The sequence below is a fragment of the Microbacterium sp. MF43 genome (assembly GCF_012847295.1).
Classification (GTDB): Bacteria; Actinomycetota; Actinomycetes; order Actinomycetales; family Microbacteriaceae; genus Microbacterium.
Genome location: NZ_JABBDY010000001.1, coordinates 835,001 through 861,444 on the forward strand (window position 1 = coordinate 835,001; position 26,444 = coordinate 861,444).

The window sequence follows — 26,444 nt, forward strand, 5'->3', positions numbered from 1 at the left end:
CTCCGTATGATTCGTCTCGTGGTGGACGGCAGCGGCTACTGGTACGGCGAGGACGCCGATTCGGCGCGTCGGCGCGCCGTCGAGCTGCTCCAGGCGTTCCGCCTCTACCGCGCGGCCGAGGTGGCGATGCGCCGGCGCACGCGCGACTCGATGGCGATGGGTGAGAACGACCTGCTCACGCTGCGCTACCTGATCAGGGCCGAGCGCGAGGGGCGCCAGGTGGCGCCGGCCGAGCTCGCCCGGTACCTCGGCGTCTCGACGGCCTCGACGACGGCGATCATCGATCGCCTCGAGCGCTCGAACCACGTGCAACGCGGGCCGCATCCGCGTGACCGCCGGATGATCGTGGTGACGCCCACGGTCCAGACCGATGACGAGGTGCGCCGCACCCTCGGTGCGATGCACACCCGCATGCTCGAGGCCGTGATCGATATGACGCCCGAACAGACGCGGGTCGTGATGGACTGCCTGGCCCGCCTGCGGGCCGCCGTCGACCTCGTCGAGCCGGCGGCGGACGACCCGGGCGAGGGCGGCGCCTCTCGCGCCTAGGCTGAAGCGGTGATCATCCTCGCGGCGACCCCGATCGGCAACCTGGGCGACGCCTCGCGCCGCCTGGTCGAGGCGCTCGAGAGCGCGACGGTGATCGCCGCCGAGGACACCCGCACCACGCAGCGCCTGCTCGCGGCGCTCGGCGTGGAGAATCGCCCGCGCCTCATCGCCCTCCACGACCACAACGAGAAGGACCGCGCCCCGGACCTGGTCGAGCTCGCCCGCGACCAGGACGTGCTCGTCCTGAGCGACGCCGGCATGCCGACGGTCAGCGACCCGGGGTACGGCCTCGTGGCGGCCGCCGCCGCCGCGGGCGTCGCGGTCACCGCGATCCCGGGGCCGAGCGCCGTCCTCACCGCCCTGGCGGTGGCGGGGCTGCCCACCGACCGCTTCACCTTCGAGGGCTTCGTGCCCCGCAAGCCCGGGGAGAGGGCGTCGGCGCTGCGGGCGCTCGCCGCCGAGCCGCGCACCATGGTGTTCTTCGAGGCGCCCACCCGCACCGCGGCGACGCTCGCCGACATGGCCGTGGCCTTCGGTGAGGATCGTCGGGCGGCGGTGTGCCGCGAGCTGACGAAGCTGCACGAGGAGGTCGCGCGCGGGACGCTCGCCGAGCTGACTTCCTGGGCCGCGGAAGGCGTGCGCGGCGAGGTCGTCGTCGTCGTCGCGGGAGCCGCCCCGCGCGGGGTCGCCTTCCCCGACGCGGTGACGCAGGTGCTCGAGCTGGTCCGGTCGGGCACCCGCTTGAAGGATGCCGCGGGCGAGGTCTCGGCGCACACCGGCCACTCCTCGCGCGAGCTCTACCAGGCGGCGCTCGCCGTTCGAGGGTAGAACCCGCGGGTGGCGGTGCCGAGGCATCCGTCGCCCGAACATGACGAACGGGCCCTCCCGGCGCCGGCGGGAGCGGCCGCCCGTCACACCGGCCGGTCACCCGATCCCGCCCGACTAGAATCCTCGGGTGACTTCCGGGCGATCCTTCTACATCACGACGCCGATCTACTATCCGAGCGACGTGCCTCACATCGGCCACGGCTACACGACCGTGGCGGTCGACACGCTCGCGCGCTGGCACCGCCAGGCCGGTGACGACACCTGGATGCTCACCGGCACCGACGAGCACGGTCAGAAGATGATGCGCGCCGCCGCTGCGAACGGCGCGACCCCCCAGGAGTGGGTCGACCGGCTCGTGGGCGAATCGTGGTTCCCGCTGCTGACGACCCTCGACGTCGCCAACGACGACTTCATCCGCACGACGCAGGAGCGTCACGAGGAGCGCGTCAAGGCGTTCGTCCAGGCGATCTACGACCGCGGCTACATCTACGCCGGCGAGTTCGAGGCGCTCTACTGCGTGGGCTGCGAGGAGTTCAAGACCGAGTCCGAGATCGTCGACGGCGAGGGGCCGTTCGAGGGTCTCAAGGTGTGTGCGATCCACTCGAAGCCGCTCGAGCTGCTGCAGGAGAAGAACTACTTCTTCAAGCTCAGCGAGTTCCAGGACCGCCTCCTCGAGCTGTACGCGTCCCAGCCCGACTTCATCCGTCCCGAGTCCGCGCGCAACGAGGTCGTCTCGTTCGTGAAGAACGGGCTCAAGGACCTCTCGATCTCGCGCTCCACGTTCGACTGGGGCATCAAGGTGCCGTGGGACGACTCCCACGTCATCTATGTATGGGTCGATGCGCTCCTCAACTACGCCACCGCGGTCGGCTACGGCGAGGACCCCGAGGAGTTCGCGCGCCGCTGGCCCGCCTACCACGTCGTCGGCAAGGACATCCTGCGCTTCCACGCCGTCATCTGGCCGGCCATGCTGATGGCGGCCGGCGTCGACGTGCCCCAGGGGGTGTTCGCGCACGGCTGGCTGCTCGTCGGCGGCGAGAAGATGTCGAAGTCGAAGCTCACCGGCATCGCCCCGACCGAGATCACCGACGTGTTCGGGTCGGACGCCTACCGCTTCTACTTCCTGTCCGCCATCGCGTTCGGGCAGGACGGCTCGTTCTCGTGGGAGGATCTGTCGGCCCGCTACCAGGCCGAGCTCGCCAACGGCTTCGGGAACCTCGCGTCGCGGACCACCGCGATGATCGAGCGGTACTTCGAGGGCATCGTGCCGCCCGCGAGCGCCTACACCGATGGCGACCTCGCGATCCAGAGGACGGTGGCGGATGCCGCCACCGCCGCCGACGCGGCGATCGAGCGGTTCCGCATCGACGAGGCGATCGCCTCGATCTGGACGATCGTGGACGCCCTCAACCTCTACATCACCGAGAACGAGCCGTGGGCGCTTGCGAAGGACGAGGCGCAGCGCGAGCGCCTGGGCACCGTGCTGTACACGGCGGCGGAGGGCCTGCGCGCGCTCGCCGTGCTGCTCTCGCCGGTGATGCCGGTGGCGACGGAGAAGCTGTGGATCGCGCTCGGCGCCGCCGAGTCGCTGGGCCGGCTGCAGGAGCAGCCGATCCGCGAGGCCGGTTCGTGGGGTGTGCTCGCACCCGGCACCTCGGTAAACGGCCTCGCGCCGCTGTTCCCGAGGGTCGAGCAGACCGTCTGACCGCCCCTTTCCCGCCCGTGTCCCGAAATTTGCCCTTCATGTCCCCGAATGCGCCGCTTGAAGGTGCCCCAGCTGAGCGAAAGTGGGACATGCATGACGGATAGGACGGAAGAGCCGGCGGGGACGGTGGGGACGGACAGGACGGAGGGGACGGTGGGGACCGACCCCAGTAGCCCGACTGCTCCCAGCAGCCAGACCGACCCCAGCAACTACGTGCGGGAGCGGCACAACGACGGCAAGCGCGATGTGCGCTGGCCGGCCGCCCCCGAGCCGCTCGCAGTCGCGGTGTACGACAACCACGCGCACCTCGAGATCGCCGACGGCGACGAGCCGCTGTCGCTCGAGGAGCAGCTCGACCGCGCCGCCGAGGTGGGCGTCGTCGGTGTCGTCCAGGCGGGCGGCGACATCGACTCCAGCCGCTGGTCGGCGTGGGCGGCGGCGTGCCACCCCCGCGTCCTCGCGGCCGTGGCGATCCACCCCAACGAGGCTCCGGCCTACGCCGCCGCGGGGCGCCTCGACGAAGCCATCGCCGTGATCGACGAGCTCGCCGCCCAGCCGCGGGTGCGCGCGATCGGCGAGACCGGGCTGGACTTCTTCCGCACCGACGAGGACGGGCTGCCGGCGCAGTTCGAGAGCTTCGAGGCCCACATCGCCCTCGCGAAGAAGCACGGCATCGCGATGCAGATCCATGATCGCGACGCGCACGATGCCGTGCTCGAGACGCTGGAGCGGGTCGGCGCCCCCGAGCGGACGGTCTTCCACTGCTTCTCGGGCGACGACGCGATGGCCCGCATCGCGGCGGAGCGCGGCTACTACCTGTCGTTCGCGGGGAACGTGACGTTCAAGAACGCCCAGAACCTCCGCGATGCGCTCGCCGTCACGCCGCGCGATCGGATCCTGGTGGAGACGGATGCCCCGTTCCTCACCCCCACGCCGCACCGCGGTCGCCCGAACGCGCCGTACCTCATCCCCGTGACGGTGCGCTACCTGGCCGACGAGCTCGGCGCCGACCTCGACGAGCTCTGCGCGCAGATCGCCGCCAACACGCTCGCGGCGTACGGCTCGTTCGAGGACTGAGCGGGTGGCCGGCGACGAGCTGTGGGACCTGACGGATGCCGAGGGCATCCCGGTCGGCCGGACGCATCGTCGCGCGGATCCCGCCTTCCCCGCCGGTCTGTTCCACGTCGTCGCATCGGTGTGCGTCGTGCGCGACGACGGTCGTGTGCTCGTCACGCAGCGCGCCGCGGGCAAGGATCACCCGCTCGCCTGGGAGTTCCCCGCAGGCAGCGCGCTCGCGGGGGAGACGAGCCGGCAGGCGGCGGCTCGCGAGCTCGCCGAGGAGGCGGGGGTGCGGGCGGATGCCGCGGCGCTCGAGCTCGTCGTCAGGATTGTGGAGCAGCAGGCGCTCTTCGACCTGTACGTCGCGCGTGCCGCCGAGGATCCGCCCCTCGCACTAGACCCCGACGAGGTCGTCGACGCGGCGTGGGTGCGGCTCGACGAGGTGTGGCGGCGCTGCGAGGACGGCCGCATGGCCCAGCCGTGGATTCGGCGGCTCGCGGTCCACGGCGAAGCCCTCGCCGAGGCCGTCGAGCGCCCGAGCCGCCCCTAGCCCCTGGCGACGCCTCAGTCGGGGAGGGGCATGCCGCCGGCGCCCGGCTCGTCCTCCTCGGAGAGGCGATCGGAGTCGCCGGCGTCGATCACCGGCTTGGCGGCGGCGATGTGGGAGATGGGGCGCCACACGAGCGCGAGCGTGATCGCCGATCCGGCGAACGCGAACCACCACGGGGCGGTGAGGCCGAACAGCTGGGCGAGCACGCCGCCGATGAACTGGCCGATGACGAGTCCGCCGAAGACGCCGACCATGTTCACCGACGCGATGCGGCCCTGCAGCTCCATCGGCACGAGCCGCTGACGCACGGTGGTGGAGATCGTGCCCCACACGAACGCGTAGAGCCCGAAGCCGAACATGATCGCGTAGGCGACGATCGCCGAGGTCGTCAGGGCGAAGCCGAGGTGCATCAGCACCTCGCACGTGAGGCACACGCGCATCAGCGTCGAGAACGACACCCGCTTCTCGAGCCAGCCGAAGCCGAAGACGGCGATGAAACCGCCGATCGCGGACGCGGTCGTGAGCGCGCCGTATCCGACCGGGCCCATGCCGAGGTGCTCGGTCGCGTACAGCACGAGCACGCCCCACGGGGCGGCCCACGTGACGTTGAACACGAGGATGATGATCACGAGCGTGCGCACCGGCGCGTTGTGGCGGAGCCACTGGAGCCCTTCGCGGATCGCGTGCGCCTTCGATCCCCGCGCGTCCTCGACCTGCTCGGGCACCGGGGTGCGCGCGATGCGCGAGATGAGCAGCACGGCCAGCGCGACGCACAGCACCTGCAGGACGAACGGCCAGAACGAGCCGACCGCGAACAGGAACGCGCCGAGCGGCGGTCCCGCGAGCTGATTGGCCACGAGGTAGCCCCCCTGCATGCGGGCGTTGCCGATCCCCAGGTCCGCCGGCTTCACGAGCATCGGCAGCAGGGTGCTGCCGGCCGAGTCGGCGAACACCTCGGCGGTGCCGTAGAGGAACGCGGTGATGAGCACCAGCCACACCGTCGCCTGCCCGGTCACGAGGAACCCGATGAGGACCAGCACGACCACGGCGCGCAGGCCGTTCGCGAGCATCACGAGCCGGCGGCGGTCGTGGTGGTCGGCGACCGCGCCGGCGAGGAGGCCGAACAGCAGCCACGGCAGGAACTGCATCATCGCGCCCGCCGCGACGAGCACGGGCGACGACGTGAGCGAGGCGATGAGCAGCGGCGCGGCGGCGAGCGCGATCCCATCGCCCAGGTTGCTCGTCCACGAGGCCGCGAGGAGCCAGCGGAAATCCCGCCCCATCCGGCGGGGTGCGATCAGGTCGCCGAGCGAAGGCATCCCGCCATCCTAAGCGGGCGGTCGGACGCGCATGACTGGGTAGGGTGAACGCATGCCCGTGTCCCTGCTCGGAGCCGCAGAGATCCGCGCGCTCGCCGCCGAACTCGACGTCACTCCGACCAAGAAGCTCGGCCAGAACTTCGTCGTCGACGCCAACACCGTCCGCAAGATCGTGCACGTCGCCGACGTCCGTCCCGGCGACCGCGTCGTCGAGGTGGGCCCCGGCCTCGGATCCCTCACGCTGGCGATCCTCGAAGCCGAGGCATCCGTCACCGCCGTGGAGATCGACCACCGCCTGGCCTCTCGGCTCCCCGAGACCGCCGCCGCACACGGCGTGGCCGCGGGCGCGCTCACCGTCGTCGATGCCGATGCGCTCCGCGTGACCGACCTGCCCGGCGACCCGACCGTGCTCGTGGCGAACCTGCCGTACAACGTGAGCGTCCCGGTGCTCCTGCACTTCCTCGAGACCTTCCCAGGACTCGAGCGCGGAGTCGTCATGGTGCAGGCCGAGGTCGGCGAGCGGCTCGCCGCACCGCCGGGAACGAAGGTCTACGGAGCGCCGAGCGTCAAGGCGGCGTGGTACGGGCCCTGGCGGCTGGCCGGGACGGTCTCTCGCCAGGTCTTCTGGCCGGTCCCGAACGTCGACAGCGTGCTCGTCGGGTTCCGCCGCGACCCCGAGCCGCGCGGCGACGACGACGAACGCCGTCGCGTGTTCGCGATCGTCGACGCCGCATTCCAGCAGCGCCGCAAGATGCTCCGCCAGGCGCTGGCCGGTGTGCTCGGAGGCACGGCGGCCGAGGCATCCGCCGTCCTCGAACGGGCCGGCGTGGCACCCACCGCGCGCGGCGAGGAGCTCTCGATCGACGACTTCGTGCGGATCGCGCGCGCAATCCGACCCCTAGCATTCCCTTAGCGTTCACCGCGTTTCGCCCGGGAGCGCAGCGCAGCGCGCGTAGCATTCCGGCAAGTCCCGTCTCGACCGCGGGGCGCGGAGACAATGATGCTGAGCGCCGAATACCCGAACGCAGACAGGATCCTGCTGCACATCAGCGACACGCACCTGCGTGCCCGCGGCTCACGCCTCTTCGACCTCGTCGACGCCTCCGACCGCCTGCGCCGCGCCCTCGCGGTGTTCGAGGCGAGCGGGGTGCGGCCGGATGCGGTCGTCTTCACGGGCGACCTCGCCGACCTCGGGGAGCCCGCCGCCTACACGGAGCTTCGCGCGCTGGTCGAGCCGTTCGCCCGACGCATCGAGGCGCGCGTGTTCTGGGTGATGGGCAACCACGACGACCGCGCGAGCTTCCGCACCGCGCTGCTGGACGAGGTCGGTCACACCGGTCCGGTCGACGGTGTCGCCGAGCTCGACGGGCTCCGCGTGATCACGCTCGACTCCACGGTTCCCGGTCGCCACCACGGCGAGCTGAGCGACGCGCAGCTCGCGTGGCTGCAGAATGTGCTGGCGACCCCGGCGCCGCTCGGCACGATCCTGGCGATGCACCACCCGCCCGTTCCGAGCGTGCTGCCGCTCGCGTCGAGCGTCGAGCTGCGCGACCAGCGTCGACTCGCCGGCGTGCTCCGCGGCACCGACGTGCGCGCGATCATCGCCGGGCACCTGCACTACTCGACATTCGCGACGTTCGCCGGAATCCCGGTCTCGGTCGCCTCATCGACCTGCTACGCGCAGGACCTCACGGTGCCCACCGGCGGCACGCGCCCGCAGGACGGCGCGCAGGCGTTCAACCTCGTGCACCTCTACGACGAGACCGTGGTGCATTCGGTCGTGCCGGTGGATGCGCCACGCGTGCTCGAGCACATCGACGCCGCCGAGGCGCAGCGTCGCCTCGCGCTCGCGGGTGTGGAGCCGTTCAGCGCCGCGCGGAAGGATGCGCCGACCGAGCCGATCGCTCTGCCGCGCTGAGCTCCTCGCGCTCCCAGGGCGCGCGCACCGGGAACATGCGCTCGAGGCTCTCGCGCACCACGCGCGTGCGCAGCATCTCGGGGACCTCGGTCTCGCCGCCGTCGTTCAGGCAGAACATGTCGACGTCGGTGCGCTCCGCGAGCCGCTCCATCCGGCGCAGCGACGCCGCCAGCGTCGTCTGCACGTACCGCGTGCGCGGCTGCCGGGTGGCGACCGCGCGGCCGGTCATGAGCGCGTAGTAGTGGTAGAGGCTGTTGGTGACGGAGATGTCGGTGGCGGAGCGGAACCGGGATGCCGCCGTCCGTGCGAAGTCGTCGGGGAACGCCTCCTCGAGCTCGGCCATGACGCTCCGCCGCAGCGGCGTCGCGCAGTGCTCGAGGTCTCGCACGATGGTGCGGCCGAATCGGTCCGCGAGGAGCGCGCGGTTCACGCGCAGGCCGTTGTCGTGCCCGCTGCGGTGCGCCGCCGGCCTTCCGGCGCCGATGCGCACCTCGCACTCGACGAACTTGGTGATTCCGCCCGGCGTGAAGAACAGCTCGGGCTCGACCATCCGGCCGAAGAACATGTCGTCGTTCGAGTAGAGGAAGTGCTCGGCGAGGCCCGGGATCCGGTGCAGCTGCGCCTCGACCGCGTGGGAGTTGTGGGTCGGCAGCACCGACGGGTCGGCGAAGAACTCCTCGCTGCGCACGATCGTCACCTTCGGGTGATCGATCAGCCACTCCGGTGCGGGGGAGTCGGTCGCGATGAAGATCCGGCGCACCCACGGGGCGTACATGTTCACGCTGCGCAGGGCGTAGCGCAGCTCGTCGACGTGGCGGTAGCGTGCGGGACCGTCGTCGCCCTCGCCGACGACGTACTCCTGCAGCCGCGCGGCCCGCTGACGCTGGAAGTCGCTCGAGGATCCGTCCACCCAGGAGAAGACCAGGTCGACGTCGCCGGCGAACTCGTGCGGCTGCAGGTCGAACATGCCGTCGATCGTCTGCCACAGTCGCCCGTGCCGCTCGACGGTGGCCCGCTCGAGGTCGGCGACGGGCGTGAGCCGGCGGGTGAGCGCGTTGTCGTGCGGTGCCTCGACGATCTCTTCGCCGAATCGCCAGAACTCCAGGCGAGCGCCGAGGGATGCCCCGTATCGCAGTCCTCCCGAACGCGCGATGCGCGGCCGGAACAGCCGCAGGGCCGACGGTGCATCGCCGGGAACGGGGGCCTCGGTCGCGCGCGTGGCCGGGCGGCCCTTCGCCTTGACGTAGAGCGGCTCATCTTCCCCGGCCGCCGCCAGCGCCGCCATCGCATCCTCGCGGCGCCGGAGGTCGACGGCCAGAGCGGGGATCGAGCGCTCGTGGCGCAGCAGCAGCACGTCGATGCCCGCCTCCTCGAGCGCTCCGGCGACGAACAGCAGATCCGAGATGCGCGCTTCTTCGGGCGTGACCGTGTCATGGACGAGGTGGAGCTGACCGGCCTCGAGCGCGATGTCGTGGCGCTGCAAGAGCGACGACCAGCTCTCCTGCGGGTTCGGTACGACCGAAAGTGCGGGCAACGGATCCTCCTTCACGGTGAGCGGCCCCGGGGGCGGGCGCGTCATCCCGGGGGTCTCACCCTAAGCACTCTCCATTACGACGACGTTTCGGCCGATGCCCTTGACATGACGCGGTGCCGTGTGCCGGAGGGTACGGCGAGGCCTGCGGCGGCGGCGTGATCGCGGCTAGCCTGGACCGGTGACCGACGAGCCCCGCAACCGCGCCCGCGGAGGAGACCTCCTCCGCCCGTACACCGCCGCCGATGACCGCTACGACCTCGCCGAGTACCGCCGGGTCGGCACCTCGGGTCTTCAGCTCCCACCCGTGTCGCTGGGCCTGTGGTGGAACTTCGGAGACAACATCCCCTTCGACAACCAGCGGGCCCTCCTGCGCCACGCGTTCGACAGCGGGATCACCCACTTCGATCTGGCCAACAACTACGGCCCGCCCTACGGGTCGGCCGAGACGAACTTCGGCCGCATGATGAGGGAGGACTTCGCGCCCTACCGCGACGAGCTCATCATCTCGTCGAAGGCGGGCTACGACATGTGGCACGGTCCGTACGGCAACGGCGGCTCGCGCAAGTACCTGATCGCCAGCGCCGAGCAGTCCCTGAAGCGCATGAGCGTCGACTACGTCGACATCTTCTACTCCCACCGCGTCGATCCCGACGTGCCGATCGAGGAGACCGTCGGGGCCCTGGACACCCTGGTGCGCCAGGGGAAGGCGCTGTACGTCGGCATCTCGTCGTACAGTGCCGAGCGCACGGCGGTCGCGGCATCCGTCGCCCGCTCCCTCGGGACTCCGCTGGTGATCCACCAGCCCGCGTACTCGATCCTCAACCGCTGGATCGAGGACGGCCTGACGGGCGTGCTGACGCAGGAGGGGATGGGGGCCATCGCGTTCACGCCGCTCGCGCAGGGGCTGCTCACCGACAAGTACCTCGCCGGTGGCGACGCCGACCGCGCACAGCAGCGCGGATCGCTGCCGAGCGGTCCGCTCAGCGATCGTGGGCTCGCGACACTCCGGGGCCTCGACGTCATCGCGAAGGAGCGCGGTCAGTCGCTCGCGCAGATGGCGATCCAGTGGGTGCTGCGCCACCCCGTGGTGGCCTCCGCGCTCATCGGCGCATCGCGTCCGTCCCAGCTGGACGAGAACCTGGCAGCGCTGCGGGGACCGGCGTTCACGACCGAGGAGATCGAGCAGATCGACGCCCTCTCGGACGGCATCGACGTCGACCTGTGGGCGGACTCGGCCACCTCGTGAGCGAGGCTTTCGTCGAAGGCCGCGTCCACGTGCGGGCGCCGGGCAAGCTGAATCTCTTCTTCGAGGTCGGCGGCGTCCAGGACGACGGCTATCACGACGTCGCGTCGGCTTACCAGGCGGTGTCGCTCTACGAGAACGTGTGGGCCACCCACTCGGACGACTTCACCGTCACCGTCTCGGGGACGGTCGACGTCGCAGGCGTGCCCGCCGACGATCGCAACCTCGCGGTGCGTGCGGCCCGGATGGTCGCCCAGCGCATCGGCCATCGCGACGGGGTGCACCTCGACATCGTCAAGAACGTCCCGGTCGCGGGGGGAATGGGGGGCGGGTCGGCGGATGCCGCGGCCGCCCTCATCGCGTGCGACGCCCTGTGGGGAGCCGACCTCGGCACCTCCGAACTCCACAAGCTCGCTGCGCGCCTGGGCGCCGACGTCCCGTTCGCCCTCATGGGCGGCACCGCGATCGGCGTCGGGCGGGGCGACCAGCTGAGCCCGGCACTGGCGAAGGGTCGTTTCGACTGGGTCGTCGTGCCCGCGGGCGTCGGACTCTCGACCCCCGAGGTCTATGCGCATCTGGATGCGCTGCGCAGCGAGAATCACCTGACCACTGCTCATGTGCCCGAGGTCGACCCGTCCGTGCTGCACGCGCTGCGCGCCGGCGACCCGGTCGCGCTCGCGACGCACACGCGCAATGACCTCCAGGCGGCGGCGCTGTCGCTGCGTCCTGCGTTGCGGGACGCGCTCGAGCTGGGTGAGAGATCCGGTGCGCTGGCGGGCATGGTGTCGGGGTCGGGGCCTACGCTGGCATTCCTCGCCGAGGATCCCGAATCGGCCCTCGAGCTGCAGGTGACGCTCTCGGCCGCCGGATTCGAGGCGTTGCACGTGCACGGCCCGGTGGCCGGCGCGCGCGTCATCGGCACGTGACCCTGATCGCACGACGACCACCACCTCAGGAGGAATCGACATGACGACGTCCGAAAGCGCGGCCCCGGAGTCCGACCGCTCGAGGTTCCGCGCCGGCCCGGTCGACGAGGCGTCGCGCGCCCGGCTGGCCGGGCAGGGGCTGGACTACCGGCGCACGAGCGTCGAGGGCGACGACTTCGCGCCCTGGCTCCAGTCGGTCGCCCGGGGGTTCCAGGACGGGGAGCGCAGCGACGAGCAGATCGCCGCCTCGCGCGAGCGCTCGGGGTACCGCCGGCTCACCGGCGTGTACGACCCCGGTGCACCGGTCTCCGACGCGCCGGTCGCGACGATCGCTTCGTGGCTGGGAGAGCTCACGGTCCCCGGCGACGCTGCCGTGCCGTCCTGCGCGATCTCGGCCGTGACGGTGGCGCCGACGCATCGGCGACGCGGGATCGCCCGCGCCATGCTCGAGGGCGAGCTGCGTGCGGCGGCCGACGCCGGCGTGCCGGTCGCGATGCTGACGGTGAGCGAGTCGCCGCTGTACGGCCGCTACGGGTTCGCGCCGGCGGCCGCCTCGGCGTCCTGGCGGATCGAGACGAAGCGCGCCGCGTGGATCGGACCTCGGCCCGAGGGGCGGGTCGATTTCATCTCCCGCGAGACGCTGCGCGGGCTCATCCCGGCGCTCCATGAGCGTGTGCGACTGCGCGCGCCGGGCGAGATCGATGTGCCGGGCGGACACTGGGACGGCTTCGCCGGCACCAGCCCGGCGGCCGAGAAGGCGGGCGAGAAGCGGGCGATCCAGTACACCGACCCCGCGGGTCGGGTGCGGGGACTCGCACTGTACTCCGTGCGCGAGAATCACGACGACTTCACGAAGGCGACGGTGCGCGTCACCTACCTCGTGGCCGACGGCGACGACGCGTACGCCGCGCTCTGGCGGTTCCTCCTCGAACTCGACCTCGTCGGGGAGGTGCACGCCGACGAGCTGTCCGTCGCCGAGCCCCTGCTGTGGATGATCGCCGACCAGCGCGCGGCCAGGATCACGGTGCGCGATCACCAGTACGTGCGCATCCTCGACGTGCCTGCGGCACTCGAGCGGCGCCGATACGACGCGGCGGGCGTCGTCGCGCTGGACGTGGCCGACGCGCTCGAGCACGCTGCGGGCCGCTATCTCCTGGAGGTGGATGCCGACGGCCGGGGCCGGGTCTCGCCGTGGGAGGGCGAGCCTCCCGCCGGGGCGGTGACGCTGTCGCTCGGGATCGCCGAGCTCTCGGCCCTGTACCTCGGGGGCGTGTCGCCGCTGACCCTCCAGGCCGCCGGCCGCCTGCGCACCTCCGATGCCGCGGCGGTCACGCGGGTGTTCTCGTGGCACATCGCACCTCGGCTCAGCATCTGGTACTGACCCGGGCGGAGCGGCTCGCAGGCGCTCATCCGAACAGCGCGGCGAACAGGCCCTTCTTGGGTTCTTGGTCGTGGCCAGGGCAGCGCTGGGCCTGGGGAACGCCCGCCAGGGCGGTCTCGACGTGCTGGCCGCAGCCGGTCCAGGTGGCCTTGCCGCAGGTACGGCATGTGATCTGCTGACACATATCGCGAATGCTCCTCGGATTCGAGTGGTCGGTGGTATTCGGTCGGGAGGGTGACGGGGGTCAGGCGAGGGAGAGGAAGAGCTTCTCGAGCTCCTCCGGGGTGAGCCCCTCCGCCTCGACGGCGGCATCCGGGTCGACGACGCACACCTGCATCGCCGACGAGATGATCGCGAATCCGGCGCGATCGAGGGCGCTGGTCACCGCAGCCAGCTGCGTGACCACGTCGCGACACGTCGCGCCGCTCTCGACCGCGTTGACGACCGCGGTGAGCTGCCCCTGTGCGCGACGGAGACGATTGAGGATCCGCTTGCGTGCGGCGGCCTGCTCCTCGGCGGTTCCTGCGGCGATCATGAGAGAGCTCCTTCTTCGATGACGATGCGGTCGGTGCCGGCCCCGTACCACTGACGGAGTGTCTGCATTCCGCCCGAGAGCGAGGCCGCGTCGAATCCGTGGTTCGCAAGGATCCGGTAGGCGATGTTGGAGCGGACTCCGGCGGCGCACAGCACCCGGATCGAGCGGCCCGCCGCCCATGCGCGCACCTCCTCGAGGCGATCGCGCAGCTCGGTGTGGGGGATGTTCAGCGCACCGGCGACGTGGCCCGCTTCGAACTCGGCGACGGTGCGCACATCGAGCACGGGAGCGTTCGTGTCGTCGTCGAGTTCGTCGGCGTACCACAGCCGGAGACGCCCGGCGAGCAGGTTCTCGGCGACCATGCCCACAAGGTTCACAGCATCCTTCGCCTGACCGTATGGCGGCGCGTAGGCGAGGTCCAGATCGATCAGGTCGGGCGCCGACAGCCCCGCCCGCATCGCCGTTGCCAGGATGTCGATGCGCTTGTCGATACCGTCGGTTCCGACAGCCTGCGCGCCGAGCAGGGAGCCGTCGTCGCCGATGTGAACGACAAGGTGCACGGGTGCCGCTCCCGGAAAATAGCCCGCGTGCTGGTTCGGGTGCAGATGCAGGGTGCGGAACCGGATGCCTGCAGCGCGGAGCGCGGCGCGGTTGGCGCCCGTCATCGCCGCGGTGAGGGATCCCACCCGGACGATCGCCGTGCCCAGCGGTGCGGGGATGGCGCGGCGTCCTCCACCGGAGCCGAAGATGTCGTCGGCGATCAGGCGCCCGGCGCGGTTCGCGGGCCCGGCGAGGGGAACCGGCCGGACGACGCCCGTCACGGCGTCGACGCTCGCGACCGCGTCGCCTGCCGCCCACACGCGCGGGGCCGACGTTCGCCCGTGGCCATCGACGAGGATCGCGCCGCGCTCGGTGCGAATCCCGGCAGCCTCGGCGAACGCGGTGTCCGGACGCACGCCGACCGAAAGCAGCACGATGTCGGCGTCGAGCCGCGTGCCGTCGGCGAGGATGACGACGTCCTGGCGGTCGCCGCGCTCGATGCGCTCGGCGGCGACTCCGTCGTGGATACGCACGCCGAGGCGCGCCAGCTCCTCGGTGATGAGGGTCGCGAGTTCGCGTTCGATCGGGGGCAGGACGTGAGGGGCGAGTTCGACCAGATCGACCTCGAGCCCCTGGTGGCGCAGCGCCTCGGCGGCCTCGAGCCCGATGAACCCTGCGCCGAGCACGACGGCGCGGCGCGCGCCGTCATCCACCGTGTCGCGCAGGACGACGGCGTCGGCGACCGTGCGCAGAGTGTGAACCCGGGGCGATTCGAGCCCGGGCAGCGCCGGTCGCACCGCGGCTGCGCCGGGTCCGAGGATGAGCGCGTCGTACGCCAGCTCGTCGAAGCCCGCTTCGGACGACACCGTGACGACCTGCCGTCCCGTATCGATCGCGACGACCTCGTGGCCGACGCGCACGTCGAGGTTGAGGGCCGCGCGGAGGGTCGCCGGAGTGTGGAGCAGCAGCGATTCGGCGTCGTCGATCTCGCCGCCCACGTGGTAGGGGAGCCCGCAGTTCGCGAACGAGACCTCCGGCCCGCGCTCCAGAACGATGATCTCGGCCGCCTCGTCATGGCGCCGCGCGCGCGCCGCAGCGCTCATTCCGGCAGCCACTCCGCCCACGACCACGATTCGCACGGCACATCTCCTCCCGATACCCCGTGGGGTATATACGTCGATGATGCGACTATACCCCGGGGGGTATCTTGCCGCAACTCGGGCGAACGCGGACGGGGTCGTCCTCGCCTAGCCTGGAGAGGACATGGCACATCTTCTGGGGGCCGAGGCCCTCCACCTGGAGTTCCCGACCAAGGTCGTCTTCGACGGCGTCTCGCTCGGTGTCGACGAGGGCGACCGCATCGGCATCGTCGGCCGCAACGGGGACGGCAAGTCGAGCCTCCTCGCGATGCTCGCCGGCCGGCTCGCGCCCGACGCAGGGCGGGTGACCGTGCGCAGCGGCGTGCGCGTCGGCGTTCTCGACCAGGCCGACACCCTCGACGACCGCCTCACGATCGCGCAGACCGTCGTCGGCGACCGGCCCGAGCACGAGTGGGCGGGCGATCCACGCGTGCGCGACGTCATCGCGGGGCTGCTCGACGGCCTCGACTGGGACGGGCCCGTCACCGGCCTTTCCGGCGGGCAGCGCCGCCGCGTCGCTCTCGCCGCGCTGCTGACGGGCGGCCACGACGTCATCTTCCTCGACGAGCCCACCAACCACCTCGACGTCGAGGCGATCGCGTGGCTCGCCGAGCACATGAAGCGCCGGTGGCCGGCGAACCAGGGCGGACTGCTCGTCGTCACGCACGACCGCTGGTTCCTCGACGAGGTGTGCACTCGCACGTGGGAGGTGCACGACCGCGTCGTCGAGCCCTTCGAGGGCGGCTATGCGGCCTACATCCTGCAGCGGGTCGAACGCGATCGCCAGGCGGCGGCGATCGAGGCGCGACGTCAGAACCTCGCTCGCAAAGAGCTGGCGTGGCTGCGACGCGGCGCGCCCGCGCGCACCTCGAAGCCGAAGTTCCGCATCGACGCCGCCAATGCGCTCATCGCGGACGTTCCCGAGATCCGGGACCGGACCGAGCTGCAGTCCCTCGCCGTCTCCCGACTCGGCAAAGACGTGGTCGACCTGCTCGACACGGCGGTGGCCTACCCGTCTCCCGACGGGCCGCGCGAGGTGCTCCATCCCTTCGAGTGGCGCATCGCCCCCGGAGAGCGCACCGGTATCCTGGGTGTCAACGGGGCGGGCAAGTCGACGCTGCTCGGGCTCGTGTCGGGCGACGTCGAGCCGACGTCGGGCCGCGTCAAGCGCGGCAAGACGGTGCGGGTCGCGACCCTTACGCAGCGACTGGACGAACTCGACGATCACCTCGACGACCCGGTGCGCGTCGTGATCGCCCGGCTGCGGACCACCTACACGTTCGGGTCGGGATCGAAGGCGCAGGAGCTCACGCCCGGTCAGCTGCTCGAACGCATGGGATTCGCCAGCGCCCAGCTGTCGACGCCGGTGAAGGATCTCTCCGGTGGCCAGAAGCGCCGGCTCCAGCTCCTGCTGATCCTGCTCGAGCAGCCGAACGTCCTGATCCTCGACGAGCCGACGAACGATCTCGACACCGACATGCTCGCGGCGATGGAGGATCTCCTGGACACCTGGCCGGGCACCCTGCTCGTGGTCTCCCACGACCGCTACTTCCTCGAACGCGTGACCGACCAGCAGTACGCCATCCTGGGCGGCCACCTTCGCCACCTCCCCGGCGGTGTGGACGAGTACCTGCGCCTGCGTGAGCGGGAGCGGTCGGCGGCGACGCCGGCGACGGATGCCGCGGCATCCGTCGCCCAGAGCTCGCCGGGCCTCTCCGGGGCCGATCTCCGTGCCGCGCAGAAGGAAGTGGCGGCCCTCGAGCGCCGGCTCGAGAAGCTCGAGGCGCAGATCGCGTCCGCCCGCACCGCGCTGGCCGATCACGACCAGGCCGACTACGTGGGGCTCGGCGCCGAGATGGCGAGGATCGGCGAGCTCGAGTCCGAGCGCGACGGCGTCGAGGAGCGCTGGTTCGACCTCACCGAGCGCATGGGCTGAGCGCAGCAGCCGGGAACTCGCAGAATCGCGCCGGCCTCGCAGGATCCGGGTGAGATTCTGCGAATCTCGCGCAGATCTGCGAAGGCGATGCGGTCGGTCAGGCGTCGAAACCGAGACTGAGCTTGCGCAGCAGGCCGGCGAGACGGTCGCGGTCGCTGCGCGACAGCGTGGACAGGAGCACGGCCTCGGCATCGACGAGCCGCGTGATCGCGGCGTCCACCCTGATCTTCCCGTCGACGGTGAGCGTGACGAGGATGCTGCGCCCGTCGTCGGGGTCGGCTTCGCGGTGCACCAGGCCCCGGCCGACGAGGCGGTCGATGCGATTGGTCATCGTGCCGCTGGACACGAGCGTCTGCTGCAGCAGCTGCTTGGGGCTCAGCTGGAACGGCTCGCCTGCGCGACGCAGCGCGGACAGCACATCCCATTCCCAGGGCTCGAGTTCGCTACGGCGGAAGGCGTCGCGGCGCGCGCGGTCGAGATGACGCGAGAGCCGGTCGACGCGCGAGAGCACGCCGAGCGGCGAGAAGTCGAGGTCGGGTCGCTGCGCCGTCCACGCTTCGACGATGCGATCGACCTCGTCGCTCTGGCCTGCCATGTCCCCATTATCGAGGTCGCGAGGGTGGTCACCGGCATACCGGGGGACGCGGTCGGCCGTGGCAGACTTGACGGCGGCCGCTCGCGCGGCGATCCGCCGTGGTGTAACGGCAGCACGACAGCCTTTGGAGCTGTGAGGCCCAGGTTCGAATCCTGGCGGCGGAGCATGACCCACCACACCGAAGACTCCCGTCTCGCCGTGATCGTGCTGGCCGCCGGCCAGGGGACCCGCATGAAGTCGACGCTGCCCAAGGTGCTGCACCGCATCGGCGGACGCCCGCTGGTCGGGCACGTGATCGACACCGCGTTGGCCCTCTCGCCGGAGCGCATCGCGGTCGTGGTCCGCCACGAGCGCGACCTCGTCGCGGGCGCCGTCGCCGATGCGGCTCCGGGGGCCGTCGTCGTCGACCAGGACGACGTACCGGGCACGGGGCGAGCCGTCGAACTGGCTCTCGACGCGCTCGAGGACTTCGACGGAGATGTGCTCGTCCTCAGCGGCGACGTTCCGCTCCTCGAGGCGGACACGCTCGCCGACCTCGTCGCCGCGCACCGCGCCGGCGCCGCGGCGGCCACCGTGCTCAGCGCGGTGCTGGACGACGCGACCGGCTACGGCCGCGTCATCCGCGACGCCGACGGAACGGTCGCGCGCATCGTCGAGCAGAAGGATGCGACGGCGGAGGAGGCATCCGTCACCGAGATCAACGCGGGCGTGTACGTCTTCCAGGCGCCCGCCCTGCGCACCCACCTGGCGCTCGTCGGCACCGCGAACGCCCAGGGCGAGAAATACCTCACCGACGTGGTCGGCCTCTTGCGCGAGGCGAGCCTCCCGGTGGCGGCGGCGAGCGCTCCGGATGCCGCGGCCGCCCTGGGCGTGAACGACCGCGTCCAGCTCTCCGAGGCCGCGCGCCTGCTCAACGCGCGCACGGTGCGGCGCTGGCAGCTCGAGGGGGCGACGATCCTCGATCCCGCCACGACGTGGATCGACGTCACGGCGAGCCTCGCGCCCGACGTGACCGTGCTTCCCAACACGCACATCCTCCGCTCGACGTCGGTCGGCGCGGGCGCGACCGTCGGTCCCGACACGAGCCTGGTCGACTGCGAGGTCGGCGAGAACGCCGTGGTCACGCGCACCGATGCGACCCTCGCCGTGATCGGCGCCGGCGCGAACGTCGGGCCGTTCGCGTACCTGCGCCCGGGCACCTACCTCGGCGACAAGGGCAAGATCGGCACGTTCGTCGAGACGAAGAACTCCACGATCGGCGAGCGCAGCAAGGTCCCGCACCTGTCGTACATCGGCGACACCACGATCGGACGCGGTGTCAACCTCGGCGCCGGGGCGATCACCGCCAACTACGACGACCTCGCCAAGCACCGCACCGAGATCGGCGACGAGGTGCACACCGGCTCGCACAACGTCTTCGTCGCGCCCGTTAGGATCGGAGACGGCGCCAAGACCGGGGCCGGAGCGGTCGTCCGCAAGGATGTCCCCGCCGGAGCTCTCGCTCTCAGCGTCGCCCCTCAGCGCAACGTCGAGGGGTGGGTCGAGAAGAACAGACCGGGAACCGGCGCCGCGGAGGTCGCGGCCAAGGCTCGGTCCGCACAGAAGGCGGACGATGGGGCGCAAGAAGAAGACCGTTGAGCTCGACCGCGAGAACGACATCGCGCCCGGACTGGTCGCCAAGACCAAGAAGCGGCTCGTCATCGCGCGGGGGAGCTCGCACCCCGGCCTCGCCCACGATGTCGCGACGCAGCTGGGCACCGAGCTCGTCCCCACCGAGTACCGCACCTTCGCCTCCGGCGAGATCCTGACGCGCTTCGAGGTCTCGATCCGCGGCTGCGACTTCTTCCTCATCCAGAGCTTCGGGCCGCCCGTGAACGAGTGGCTCATGGAGACGCTCATCATGCTGGACGCGGCCAAGCGCGCGTCGGCCAAGCGCATCACCGTCGTCGCCCCGTACTACCCGTACTCGCGGCAGGACAAGAAGGGCCGCGGTCGCGAGCCCATCAGTGCCCGGCTCGTCGCCGACCTGCTCAAGACAGCCGGTGCCGACCGGGTCATGAGCGTCGACCTGCATGCCGCGCAGATCCAGGGCTTCTTCGACGGGCCCGTCGACCACCTCTTCGCCAAGCCGGTGCTGCTGGAGTACTTCCAGAACACCCTGACCGCCGACGACCGCGAGAAGCTCACCGTCGTCTCGCCCGACACCGGTCGCGTGCGCGTGGCCGACACATGGTCCGACAGCCTGGGCGCGCCACTGGCGATCATCCACAAGCGCCGCGACCCGAATGTCGCCAACCAGGTGACGGTCAACGAGATCGTCGGCGCGGTCGACGGCCGCGTCTGCCTCCTCGTGGACGACATGATCGACACCGGCGGCACGATCGTGAAGGCGGCGGAGGCGCTCAAGGCGAACGGCGCCGTCAAGGTGATCGTCGCGGCGACCCACCCGATCTTCAGCGACCCGGCCGCCCAGCGCCTGCAGAGCGAGGCCATCGACGAGGTCGTCGTCACCGACACGATCCCCGTGCCCGAGGAGAAGCGGTTCCCGAGCCTGACCATCCTGCCGATCGCCCCGCTGCTCGCGCGCGCGATCCACGAGGTCTTCGAGGACGGCTCGGTCACGAGCATGTTCGACGGGGCCGCCTGACCGGAGTCGAGGCATCCGTCGATCGGCCTTCACCCGTCGGCGGGCGCACCCGGCCAGAGCGGCGCGGACCGGGACAGATCTGAACCATCCCGTCCACCGGATCGTGACGTCCTTCATAGGGCGCTCAAAGATCGCGCTGCCAGGATGACCGAAACGACCCCAGGAGGACCCTCATGATCCGCGCCGCCGTCGCCACCCGTCCCGTCCGCGCAGGCGCTGCAGCCGCAGCCGTCGCCGGCGTCGTCCTGCTCGCCGGATGCACCCCGGCCGCCGGTGACGCGGGAGACGACACCGCGAACGACTCCGGCTCGTCGGGCGGATCGACCTCGGGCGACGGCGGCTCGTCGGGCTCGGGGTCCTATGCGGACGGCACCTACACCGCGGACGGCTCGTACAACACTCCGGAGTCCGTCGAGACCATCACCGTCACCGTCACGCTCGAGAGCGATGTCGTCACCGCCGTCGAGGTGACGGGCGATCCGCAGAAGAGCGAGTCCGAGCAGTATCAGGGCCAGTTCATCGGCGGCATCTCCGATGTCGTCGTCGGCCAGGACATCGACGACATCTCGGTGAGCCGCGTCGCCGGCTCGTCGCTCACGAGCGGCGGCTTCAACCAGGCCATCGAGGCGATCAAGGCCGAGGCGGCCGCCTAGGCCGATGTCCGCCGTGACCGCATCCTCGCGCGGCGGGGCGTCGTGGCGCTTCGACGCCATCGGAACGCGGTGGGAGATCGCGACCGGCGCGCCGCTCGGCGAGGCTGACCGGGCGCGCGTCGTCGAGGTGATCGACCGCTTCGATGCCGAATGGTCGCGGTTCCGCGCGGACTCGGTCGTCACGCGGCTCGGACTCCGCGGCGGCGCCGTCCCCGCGCCGCCCGATGCGGCCGCGATGCTCGAGGTGTACGCGCGGCTGTCGGATGCGACGGGCGGGGCCGTCAATCCGCTCGTCGGGGCCTCTCTCGAGCGGCTCGGCTACGACGCCGCTTACTCCCTCACGGGCGGCGAGGCGCTCGCCGCGCCCGCGGACTGGGAGACGCGGCTGACGTGCCGCAGCGGCGTCCTCGCGCTCAACGGTTCCGCGGTCATCGACGTCGGCGCGATCGGCAAGGGCCGCCTCGTCGACCTCGTCGCCGCGGCGCTCACGGAGACGGCAGCCGAAGTCGTGGTCGATGCGGGAGGCGACCTCGCCGTCCGCGGCGCGCCGCAGCGCATCGGGCTGGAGCATCCATTCGATCCGCGTCGCGCGATCGGGGTGTGGGAGGTGACGGATGCCTCGCTGTGCGCCTCAGCCGTGAACCGGCGGGCCTGGGGAGACGGCTTGCACCACGTGCTGGACGCTCGCACCGGAGCCCCCGTCCGCACGATCGCCGCGACGTGGGCGGTGGCACCCGAGGCCATGCGCGCCGACGCGATCGCCACCGCGCTGTTCTTCGAGGGCGGCCCGCGCCTGGCGTTCGAGTCGGGCGTCGAATGGGTGCGCATGACCACCGACGGCCGCGTCGAATGGTCGCCGGGATGCCGCGCCGAGCTGTTCACGCAAGCCGCTAGCGTGGAATCGTGACCGAGTCCCAGACCGGACGGGTCGTCGCCGTGGCCCGCGACGACGCACACCGCTTCAGCAAGCCCACGCGCGAGAGCATCACCCTGATCGCCGGCCACGGCGTCGAGGGCGACGCGCACGCCGGAGCGACGGTGAAGCATCGCTCACGCGTCGCCCGCGATGCCACCTCGCCCAACCTGCGGCAGGTGCACCTGATGCACGAGGAGCTGTTCGCGCAGATGGCCGAGCGCGGGCACGGCATCGAGCCGGGTGCCCTCGGTGAGAACATCACGACGTCCGGGATCGATCTGCTCGCGCTGCCGCGCGGCGCGCGCCTGGCGATCGGCGACGACGCGGTGGTCGAGATCACCGGGCTGCGCAACCCGTGCTCGCAGATCAACGGCCTCTCGAAGGGACTCATGAAGGAACTCGTGTTCGTGGACGATCAGGGCGACACCGTGCGCCTGGCCGGCGTCATGTCGGTCGTGCTGGCCGGCGGCCGGGTGCGCGCGGGCGACGGCATCCGCGTCATCCTCCCTGCCGGCGTTCACGAGCCCCTGCGGGCGGTGTGACGTGCTGACCAGTCTGACCACGGTGTGGAACCGCGTCTTCGCGCTGCTCGGCCGCGTGTCGATGTACCGCGTCGTCTACGTCTCGCTCGCCGCTCTCGCCGTCATCGCGCTCGTCCTGTCGCTGTTCGACCTCGTGGGGCCCGACCCGCTCGAGCTCGTCGTCACCCTCGCCGTGCTGGCGGCGGTGTGCGTCGGGGTGGATGCCGCGGCGCAGCGCGTCCTGAACCTCCCGTGGCGCCTGGAGTCATCGCTCATCACGGCCCACATCCTGCTGTTCGTGCTCAGTCCGACGCTGGATCTCATCGGGCTCGCGGGCATCGCCGTCGCGGGGGCGGCGGCATCCGCCTCGAAGTACCTGCTGGCGTGGCGCGGGCGCCACGTCTTCAACCCCGCCGCCGTCGGCGCGACGATCCTCACGATCCTGAGCATTCCGTGGCCCGCGCTCGGCTCGTCGGCGTGGTGGGTCGGCACCCCCGCACTCGCCGCGCCGGTGATGGTGCTGGGACTCGCGGTGCTGTGGCGCACCGAGAAGATCCGTGTCGTCGCGGTGTTCCTCGTGATCGCCGTGGCGGTGTTCGTGCTCCGCTCGTCGGCGCAGCTGTCGGCGCTCGGCGCCCCCGTGGAACTGGGCGCGCTGCTCACGCAGGCGGTGTTCAGCTCCCCGTACCTGTTCCTGGGCGCGTTCATGCTGTCGGAGCCGCTGACGCTCCCGCCCCGGCGCTGGCAGCAGTTCACCGTCGCCGGGATCGTCGGCTTCCTCGCCGGCTGGCCGATCCCCGTCGGCGACATGAGCCTCGGTCAGGAGCGCGCGCTCCTCATCGGCAACGCGGTCGCCTTCGCCTTCGCGCTGCGCACGGCCGTGCGCCTCACGCTCGCGTCTCGCGCCGCGCCGACCCCCACCGTGCAGGAGCTGACGTTCCGCGTGCAGGACCGGCTGTCGTTCGTGCCCGGCCAGTACCTCGAGCTCGAGGTGCCGCACCCCCATCCCGACGCCCGCGGCACGCGCCGGGAGTTCAGCATCGCGTCGGCTCCCGAGGATCTGCCGCTGCTGCGCGTCGCCTTCAAGGACGGCACGAGCGCGAAACCCCAGAGCTCCTTCAAGAAGGCGCTCGCAGCCGTCGGCGAGGGGGAGCGCCTGGCGATCACCGGCGTGTGGGGCGACTTCGTGCTGCCCAAACGCGACGCGGCGCCGATCCTCATGGTGGCGGCGGGCATCGGAGTGACGCCGTTCGTCTCGCAGCTGCGCCACCTCCGGGCCACCGGCGAGGACCGTGACATCGTGCTCGTGTACGTCGCGTCCGACGCGTCGGAGCTCGCCTACCGCGCCGACATCGAGGCATCCGGGGTGCCCGTGCTCGTGTTCACGCGGGATCGGCCCGCCGACCTCCCGCCGCACTGGACGTGGGCGCGAGGCGTGCGTCTGGACGCCGAGGGACTCGTGCGCATCGTGCCCGACATCGCGTCCCGTCATGCGTACATCTCGGGGCCGGCGGGCCTGATCGCCGACCTCGCGCCGGCGCTCGAGCGCGCCCGGTCGATCACGACCGACGCCTTCAGCGGGTACTGACTCCCACGGGCGCGAGCCGGGGCGAGCGGATGCCTCGGCTCAGGCGCTGCCGGGATCGCGGGGGCGGGCGGGAAGGCGCACCTCGAACGTGGTGTCGCCCGGCACGCTGCGCACCGAGATCGTGCCCCCGTGGGCATCGACGATGGCGCGGGCGATCGACAGCCCGAGGCCGGTGCCGCCGGTCTGGCGCGCCCGTGAGCGGTCGCCCCGTGAGAAGCGCTCGAACAGCTCGTCGCGCAGGGCCGGGTCGATGCCGGGTCCGTCGTCATGGACGCGCAGCACTGCCGCACCGTCCTCGCGGCTCACACCGACCGTGACGGTCGTGCCTTCGGGAGTGTGGGTGCGGGCGTTGGCGAGCAGGTTGGCGATCACCTGATGCAGCCGTCCCGCGTCGCCGGCGATCTGCACCGGCTCGTCGCCGATCTCCAGCACCCATGTGTGTCCCGGACCCGCGGGGCGGGCGTCGCCGACGGCCTCGACGGCGAGACGGGTGAGATCCACGGTGCCGTACACGAGCTCCTGGCCCTCGTCGAGCCGCGCGAGCAGCAGCAGGTCCTCGACGAGGGTCGTCATGCGCAGCGACTGCGCCTGGATGCGCTCCAGCGATGCCTCGGCGGTCTCGATCGTCGCCGGCGCCTGGTTCTGCGAGAGGGCTCGCAGCGAGAGCTCCGAGTATCCGCGGATCGAGGCGAGCGGGGTGCGCAGCTCGTGGCTCGCGTCGGCGACGAACGTGCGCATGCGCTCCTCGTTTCGCTGACGCGCCGCGAGCGATTCGCCGACGTGGTCGAGGAGGGTGTTGAGCGCCTCGCCCACGCGGCCCACCTCGGTGCGCGGGTCGGCCTGGGCCGACGGCACGCGCTCGACGATCGAGACCTCGCCGCGGTCGAGCGGCAGCTTCGACACGCGTTCCGCGGTGTCGGCGACCGCGCGCAGCGGCGCGAGTCCCGCGCGGATCGTCCAGGCCGTCGCCAGGGCGAGCAGGATCAGCCCGCCGGCGGTGAGGAGGCCGATCGTCGTGAGCATGCGGGCGATGTTCGCGGCCACCTCGTCGCGCGAGATCCCTACGACGACGATGCCCTGCGGCGACGGCTGTCCCTCCACGCGGAAGGTCCCCACCTCGTCGATCGAGACCACGAGCGGCGTCTCTCCGCCGAGGCCTTCCGCGAGCTGTGAGATCTGGTCGTCGCTGAGCGCGGTGACGGAGGCGTCCTCCTCCACGACGGCGCCGGTCGGCTCGCCGAGCGGCGTCTGCACTGCGAGGAGGAATCCCGGCTGCTGCGGCTGCTCGGTGAGGATCTGCTCGGCGGTGAGCCCGGCGGCGAGCTGGCGCTGAATGGTCGCGGCCGTCCGCTCCGCCGCGTTCCTCACCTCGGTGTTGAGGCCGTCCTCGAGCACGCCACCGAGGATCGCACTGGTGGCGACGCCCACGAGAACCAGGATGAACGAGGTGATCCCGACGACCGTGATGATGAGCCTGCGCTGCAGAGTCCAGGGCCGGCCGGCGGATGCCTCGTCCGGCGCGGGGGTCGGGGCATCCGTCTCCCGCGACTCCACGGGCGCGACGGTCTCGGTCACTGCGGGGCCTTGATCATGTAGCCCACGCCGCGCACGGTGTGGATGAGGGGCTCGCGGCCCTGGTCGATCTTCTTCCGCAGATACGAGATGTACAGCTCGACGACGCTGGAGCGCCCGCCGAAGTCGTAGTTCCAGACGCGGTCCAGGATCTGCGCCTTCGACACCACGCGGCGCTGGTTGCGCATGAGATAGCGCAGCAGCTCGAACTCCGTCGCGGTGAGCTCGATCTGCTCGCCGGAGCGCTCGACCTCGTGGCTGTCCTCGTTGAGGGTCAGGTCGGCCACGCGCAGGATCGGCTCGGCGCCCGCGGCGTGGGCGGTACCGGCCCGGCGCATGAGGCCGCGCAGACGGGCGACGACCTCTTCGAGGCTGAACGGCTTGGTGACGTAGTCGTCGCCGCCCGCGGTCAGTCCGGCGATGCGGTCGCTCACGGCATCCTTCGCGGTGAGGAAGAGCACGGGCACGTCGTCGCCCGACTGCCGCAGGCGCTGCAGCACCGACATGCCGTCGAGGTCGGGCATCATGATGTCGAGCACCATGGCGTCGGGCGTGAATTCCCGTGCGGACTGGAGGGCTTCGAAGCCCGAGCCGGCGGTGCGCACCTCCCACCCCTCCATGCGCAGCGCCATCGAGAGCAGGTCGGTGAGCATCTGTTCGTCGTCGACGACGAGCACGCGCAGGGGAGAGCCGTCGGGGCGCAGCAGGGCGGGGGCGTTCGTCATGCGCCCATTCTGCTCGCCTTCCTATGCGCTTCCTATGGAGCCGCCTATGCGCTGGCTGTGAGTCG

The 26,444-nt window shown here is 71.4% G+C and carries 25 protein-coding genes and 1 tRNA gene; 18 read left to right on the plus strand and 8 right to left on the minus strand.

The window, feature by feature from the left end; translation table 11 throughout:
- Positions 1-18 precede the first annotated feature (18 nt).
- The 5 genes from HF323_RS03685 (at position 19) to HF323_RS03705 (ending at position 4,691) form a co-directional block, all read left to right on the plus strand.
- Positions 19-549 carry a MarR family transcriptional regulator gene (locus HF323_RS03685; RefSeq protein WP_317450981.1) on the plus strand — a complete coding sequence of 177 codons (531 nt, stop codon included), beginning with the start codon at positions 19-21 and terminating at the stop codon, positions 547-549.
- Between the two features lie 9 nt (positions 550-558).
- A complete protein-coding gene (gene rsmI, locus HF323_RS03690; RefSeq protein WP_169581176.1) occupies positions 559-1,377 on the plus strand; it encodes a 16S rRNA (cytidine(1402)-2'-O)-methyltransferase in 819 nt (272 codons plus the stop codon).
- Between the two features lie 127 nt (positions 1,378-1,504).
- Positions 1,505-3,082, plus strand: coding sequence for a methionine--tRNA ligase (metG, locus tag HF323_RS03695; protein ID WP_169581177.1), 1,578 nt, complete (start codon positions 1,505-1,507; stop codon positions 3,080-3,082).
- A 93-nt stretch (positions 3,083-3,175) separates the two neighbouring features.
- Positions 3,176-4,159 carry a TatD family hydrolase gene (locus HF323_RS03700; RefSeq protein WP_169581178.1) on the plus strand — a complete coding sequence of 328 codons (984 nt, stop codon included), beginning with the start codon at positions 3,176-3,178 and terminating at the stop codon, positions 4,157-4,159.
- A 4-nt stretch (positions 4,160-4,163) separates the two neighbouring features.
- Entirely contained in the window at positions 4,164-4,691 is a 528-nt protein-coding gene (locus HF323_RS03705; protein WP_169581179.1) for an NUDIX domain-containing protein, read from the plus strand.
- Between the two features lie 14 nt (positions 4,692-4,705).
- Here the strand turns inward: HF323_RS03705 and HF323_RS03710 are convergent, their stop codons facing one another.
- Positions 4,706-6,010, minus strand: a complete 1,305-nt coding sequence (locus tag HF323_RS03710) for an MFS transporter (protein WP_169581180.1) — start codon at positions 6,008-6,010, stop codon at positions 4,706-4,708.
- Positions 6,011-6,062: 52 nt separating this feature from the next.
- Here HF323_RS03710 and rsmA point away from each other — a divergent pair, with 52 nt between their 5' ends.
- A complete protein-coding gene (rsmA, locus tag HF323_RS03715; RefSeq protein ID WP_169581181.1) occupies positions 6,063-6,923 on the plus strand; it encodes a 16S rRNA (adenine(1518)-N(6)/adenine(1519)-N(6))-dimethyltransferase RsmA in 861 nt (286 codons plus the stop codon).
- Between the two features lie 87 nt (positions 6,924-7,010).
- A complete protein-coding gene (locus HF323_RS03720) occupies positions 7,011-7,928 on the plus strand; it encodes a phosphodiesterase (RefSeq protein WP_169581182.1) in 918 nt (305 codons plus the stop codon).
- Here HF323_RS03720 and HF323_RS03725 read toward each other — a convergent pair.
- The gene (locus HF323_RS03725) at positions 7,876-9,507 is read right to left on the minus strand and encodes a stealth conserved region 3 domain-containing protein (RefSeq protein ID WP_188241634.1); all 1,632 of its coding nucleotides are present in this window, start codon (positions 9,505-9,507) and stop codon (positions 7,876-7,878) included. The genes HF323_RS03720 and HF323_RS03725 overlap by 53 nt on opposite strands.
- Before the next feature lie 133 nt (positions 9,508-9,640).
- Here HF323_RS03725 and HF323_RS03730 point away from each other — a divergent pair, with 133 nt between their 5' ends.
- The 3 genes from HF323_RS03730 to HF323_RS03740 are packed head-to-tail and all read left to right on the plus strand — an operon-like array spanning position 9,641 to position 13,012.
- Positions 9,641-10,708, plus strand: a complete 1,068-nt coding sequence (locus HF323_RS03730) for an aldo/keto reductase (protein WP_169581183.1) — start codon at positions 9,641-9,643, stop codon at positions 10,706-10,708.
- Positions 10,705-11,631, plus strand: a complete 927-nt coding sequence (locus HF323_RS03735; RefSeq protein WP_169581184.1) for a 4-(cytidine 5'-diphospho)-2-C-methyl-D-erythritol kinase — start codon at positions 10,705-10,707, stop codon at positions 11,629-11,631. The genes HF323_RS03730 and HF323_RS03735 overlap by 4 nt, the downstream gene beginning before the upstream one ends.
- 40 nt (positions 11,632-11,671) lie before the next feature.
- The gene (locus tag HF323_RS03740; protein ID WP_169581185.1) at positions 11,672-13,012 is read left to right on the plus strand and encodes a GNAT family N-acetyltransferase; all 1,341 of its coding nucleotides are present in this window, start codon (positions 11,672-11,674) and stop codon (positions 13,010-13,012) included.
- Between the two features lie 25 nt (positions 13,013-13,037).
- Here HF323_RS03740 and HF323_RS03745 read toward each other — a convergent pair whose 3' ends face one another.
- Genes HF323_RS03745 through HF323_RS03755 form a run of 3 tightly spaced genes read right to left on the minus strand, consistent with a single transcriptional unit; the run spans position 13,038 to position 15,226 of the window.
- Positions 13,038-13,196, minus strand: coding sequence for a hypothetical protein (locus HF323_RS03745; protein WP_169581186.1), 159 nt, complete (start codon positions 13,194-13,196; stop codon positions 13,038-13,040).
- 60 nt (positions 13,197-13,256) lie between these two features.
- Positions 13,257-13,547: a metal-sensitive transcriptional regulator gene (locus HF323_RS03750; protein WP_169581187.1), complete on the minus strand. Its 291-nt coding sequence runs from the start codon at positions 13,545-13,547 to the stop codon at positions 13,257-13,259.
- Positions 13,544-15,226 carry an FAD-dependent oxidoreductase gene (locus tag HF323_RS03755; RefSeq protein ID WP_169581188.1) on the minus strand — a complete coding sequence of 561 codons (1,683 nt, stop codon included), beginning with the start codon at positions 15,224-15,226 and terminating at the stop codon, positions 13,544-13,546. Before HF323_RS03755 ends, HF323_RS03750 begins: the two co-directional genes overlap by 4 nt.
- A 124-nt stretch (positions 15,227-15,350) precedes the next feature.
- Between HF323_RS03755 and HF323_RS03760 the strand changes: the two genes are divergently transcribed.
- The gene (locus HF323_RS03760; protein WP_169581189.1) at positions 15,351-17,162 is read left to right on the plus strand and encodes an ABC-F family ATP-binding cassette domain-containing protein; all 1,812 of its coding nucleotides are present in this window, start codon (positions 15,351-15,353) and stop codon (positions 17,160-17,162) included.
- Positions 17,163-17,259: 97 nt separating this feature from the next.
- Here the strand turns inward: HF323_RS03760 and HF323_RS03765 are convergent, their stop codons facing one another.
- Positions 17,260-17,757 carry a MarR family transcriptional regulator gene (locus HF323_RS03765; RefSeq protein WP_169581190.1) on the minus strand — a complete coding sequence of 166 codons (498 nt, stop codon included), beginning with the start codon at positions 17,755-17,757 and terminating at the stop codon, positions 17,260-17,262.
- A gap of 92 nt (positions 17,758-17,849) precedes the next feature.
- Between HF323_RS03765 and HF323_RS03770 the strand changes: the two genes are divergently transcribed.
- The 7 genes from HF323_RS03770 to HF323_RS03800 all read left to right on the plus strand — a co-directional run bounded on the left by HF323_RS03770 (position 17,850) and on the right by HF323_RS03800 (position 24,082).
- Positions 17,850-17,921: transfer RNA gene (locus HF323_RS03770), tRNA-Gln, on the plus strand.
- A 1-nt stretch (position 17,922) separates the two neighbouring features.
- Positions 17,923-19,395 carry a bifunctional UDP-N-acetylglucosamine diphosphorylase/glucosamine-1-phosphate N-acetyltransferase GlmU gene (gene glmU / locus HF323_RS03775; protein WP_169581191.1) on the plus strand — a complete coding sequence of 491 codons (1,473 nt, stop codon included), beginning with the start codon at positions 17,923-17,925 and terminating at the stop codon, positions 19,393-19,395.
- Positions 19,370-20,404: a ribose-phosphate diphosphokinase gene (locus HF323_RS03780; protein ID WP_169581192.1), complete on the plus strand. Its 1,035-nt coding sequence runs from the start codon at positions 19,370-19,372 to the stop codon at positions 20,402-20,404. The genes glmU and HF323_RS03780 overlap by 26 nt, the downstream gene beginning before the upstream one ends.
- Before the next feature lie 173 nt (positions 20,405-20,577).
- The gene (locus tag HF323_RS03785; RefSeq protein ID WP_169581193.1) at positions 20,578-21,057 is read left to right on the plus strand and encodes a hypothetical protein; all 480 of its coding nucleotides are present in this window, start codon (positions 20,578-20,580) and stop codon (positions 21,055-21,057) included.
- A gap of 4 nt (positions 21,058-21,061) precedes the next feature.
- Positions 21,062-21,964 (plus strand): FAD:protein FMN transferase, encoded by a 903-nt coding sequence (locus HF323_RS03790; protein ID WP_169581194.1) that lies wholly within the window; start codon positions 21,062-21,064, stop codon positions 21,962-21,964.
- Positions 21,961-22,515, plus strand: a complete 555-nt coding sequence (locus tag HF323_RS03795; protein WP_169581195.1) for an MOSC domain-containing protein — start codon at positions 21,961-21,963, stop codon at positions 22,513-22,515. Before HF323_RS03790 ends, HF323_RS03795 begins: the two co-directional genes overlap by 4 nt.
- A gap of 61 nt (positions 22,516-22,576) precedes the next feature.
- Positions 22,577-24,082, plus strand: a complete 1,506-nt coding sequence (locus HF323_RS03800) for a flavodoxin reductase (protein WP_188241643.1) — start codon at positions 22,577-22,579, stop codon at positions 24,080-24,082.
- Positions 24,083-24,121: 39 nt separating this feature from the next.
- On the opposite strand, the gene HF323_RS03805 is transcribed toward HF323_RS03800, so the two are convergent.
- Both HF323_RS03805 and HF323_RS03810 read right to left on the minus strand, forming a co-directional pair.
- Positions 24,122-25,657 carry an ATP-binding protein gene (locus tag HF323_RS03805; protein ID WP_317450982.1) on the minus strand — a complete coding sequence of 512 codons (1,536 nt, stop codon included), beginning with the start codon at positions 25,655-25,657 and terminating at the stop codon, positions 24,122-24,124.
- Complete coding sequence (locus tag HF323_RS03810) at positions 25,654-26,379, minus strand: response regulator transcription factor (RefSeq protein WP_169581197.1); 726 nt, start codon at positions 26,377-26,379, stop codon at positions 25,654-25,656. Before HF323_RS03810 ends, HF323_RS03805 begins: the two co-directional genes overlap by 4 nt.
- Positions 26,380-26,444: the final 65 nt, after the last annotated feature.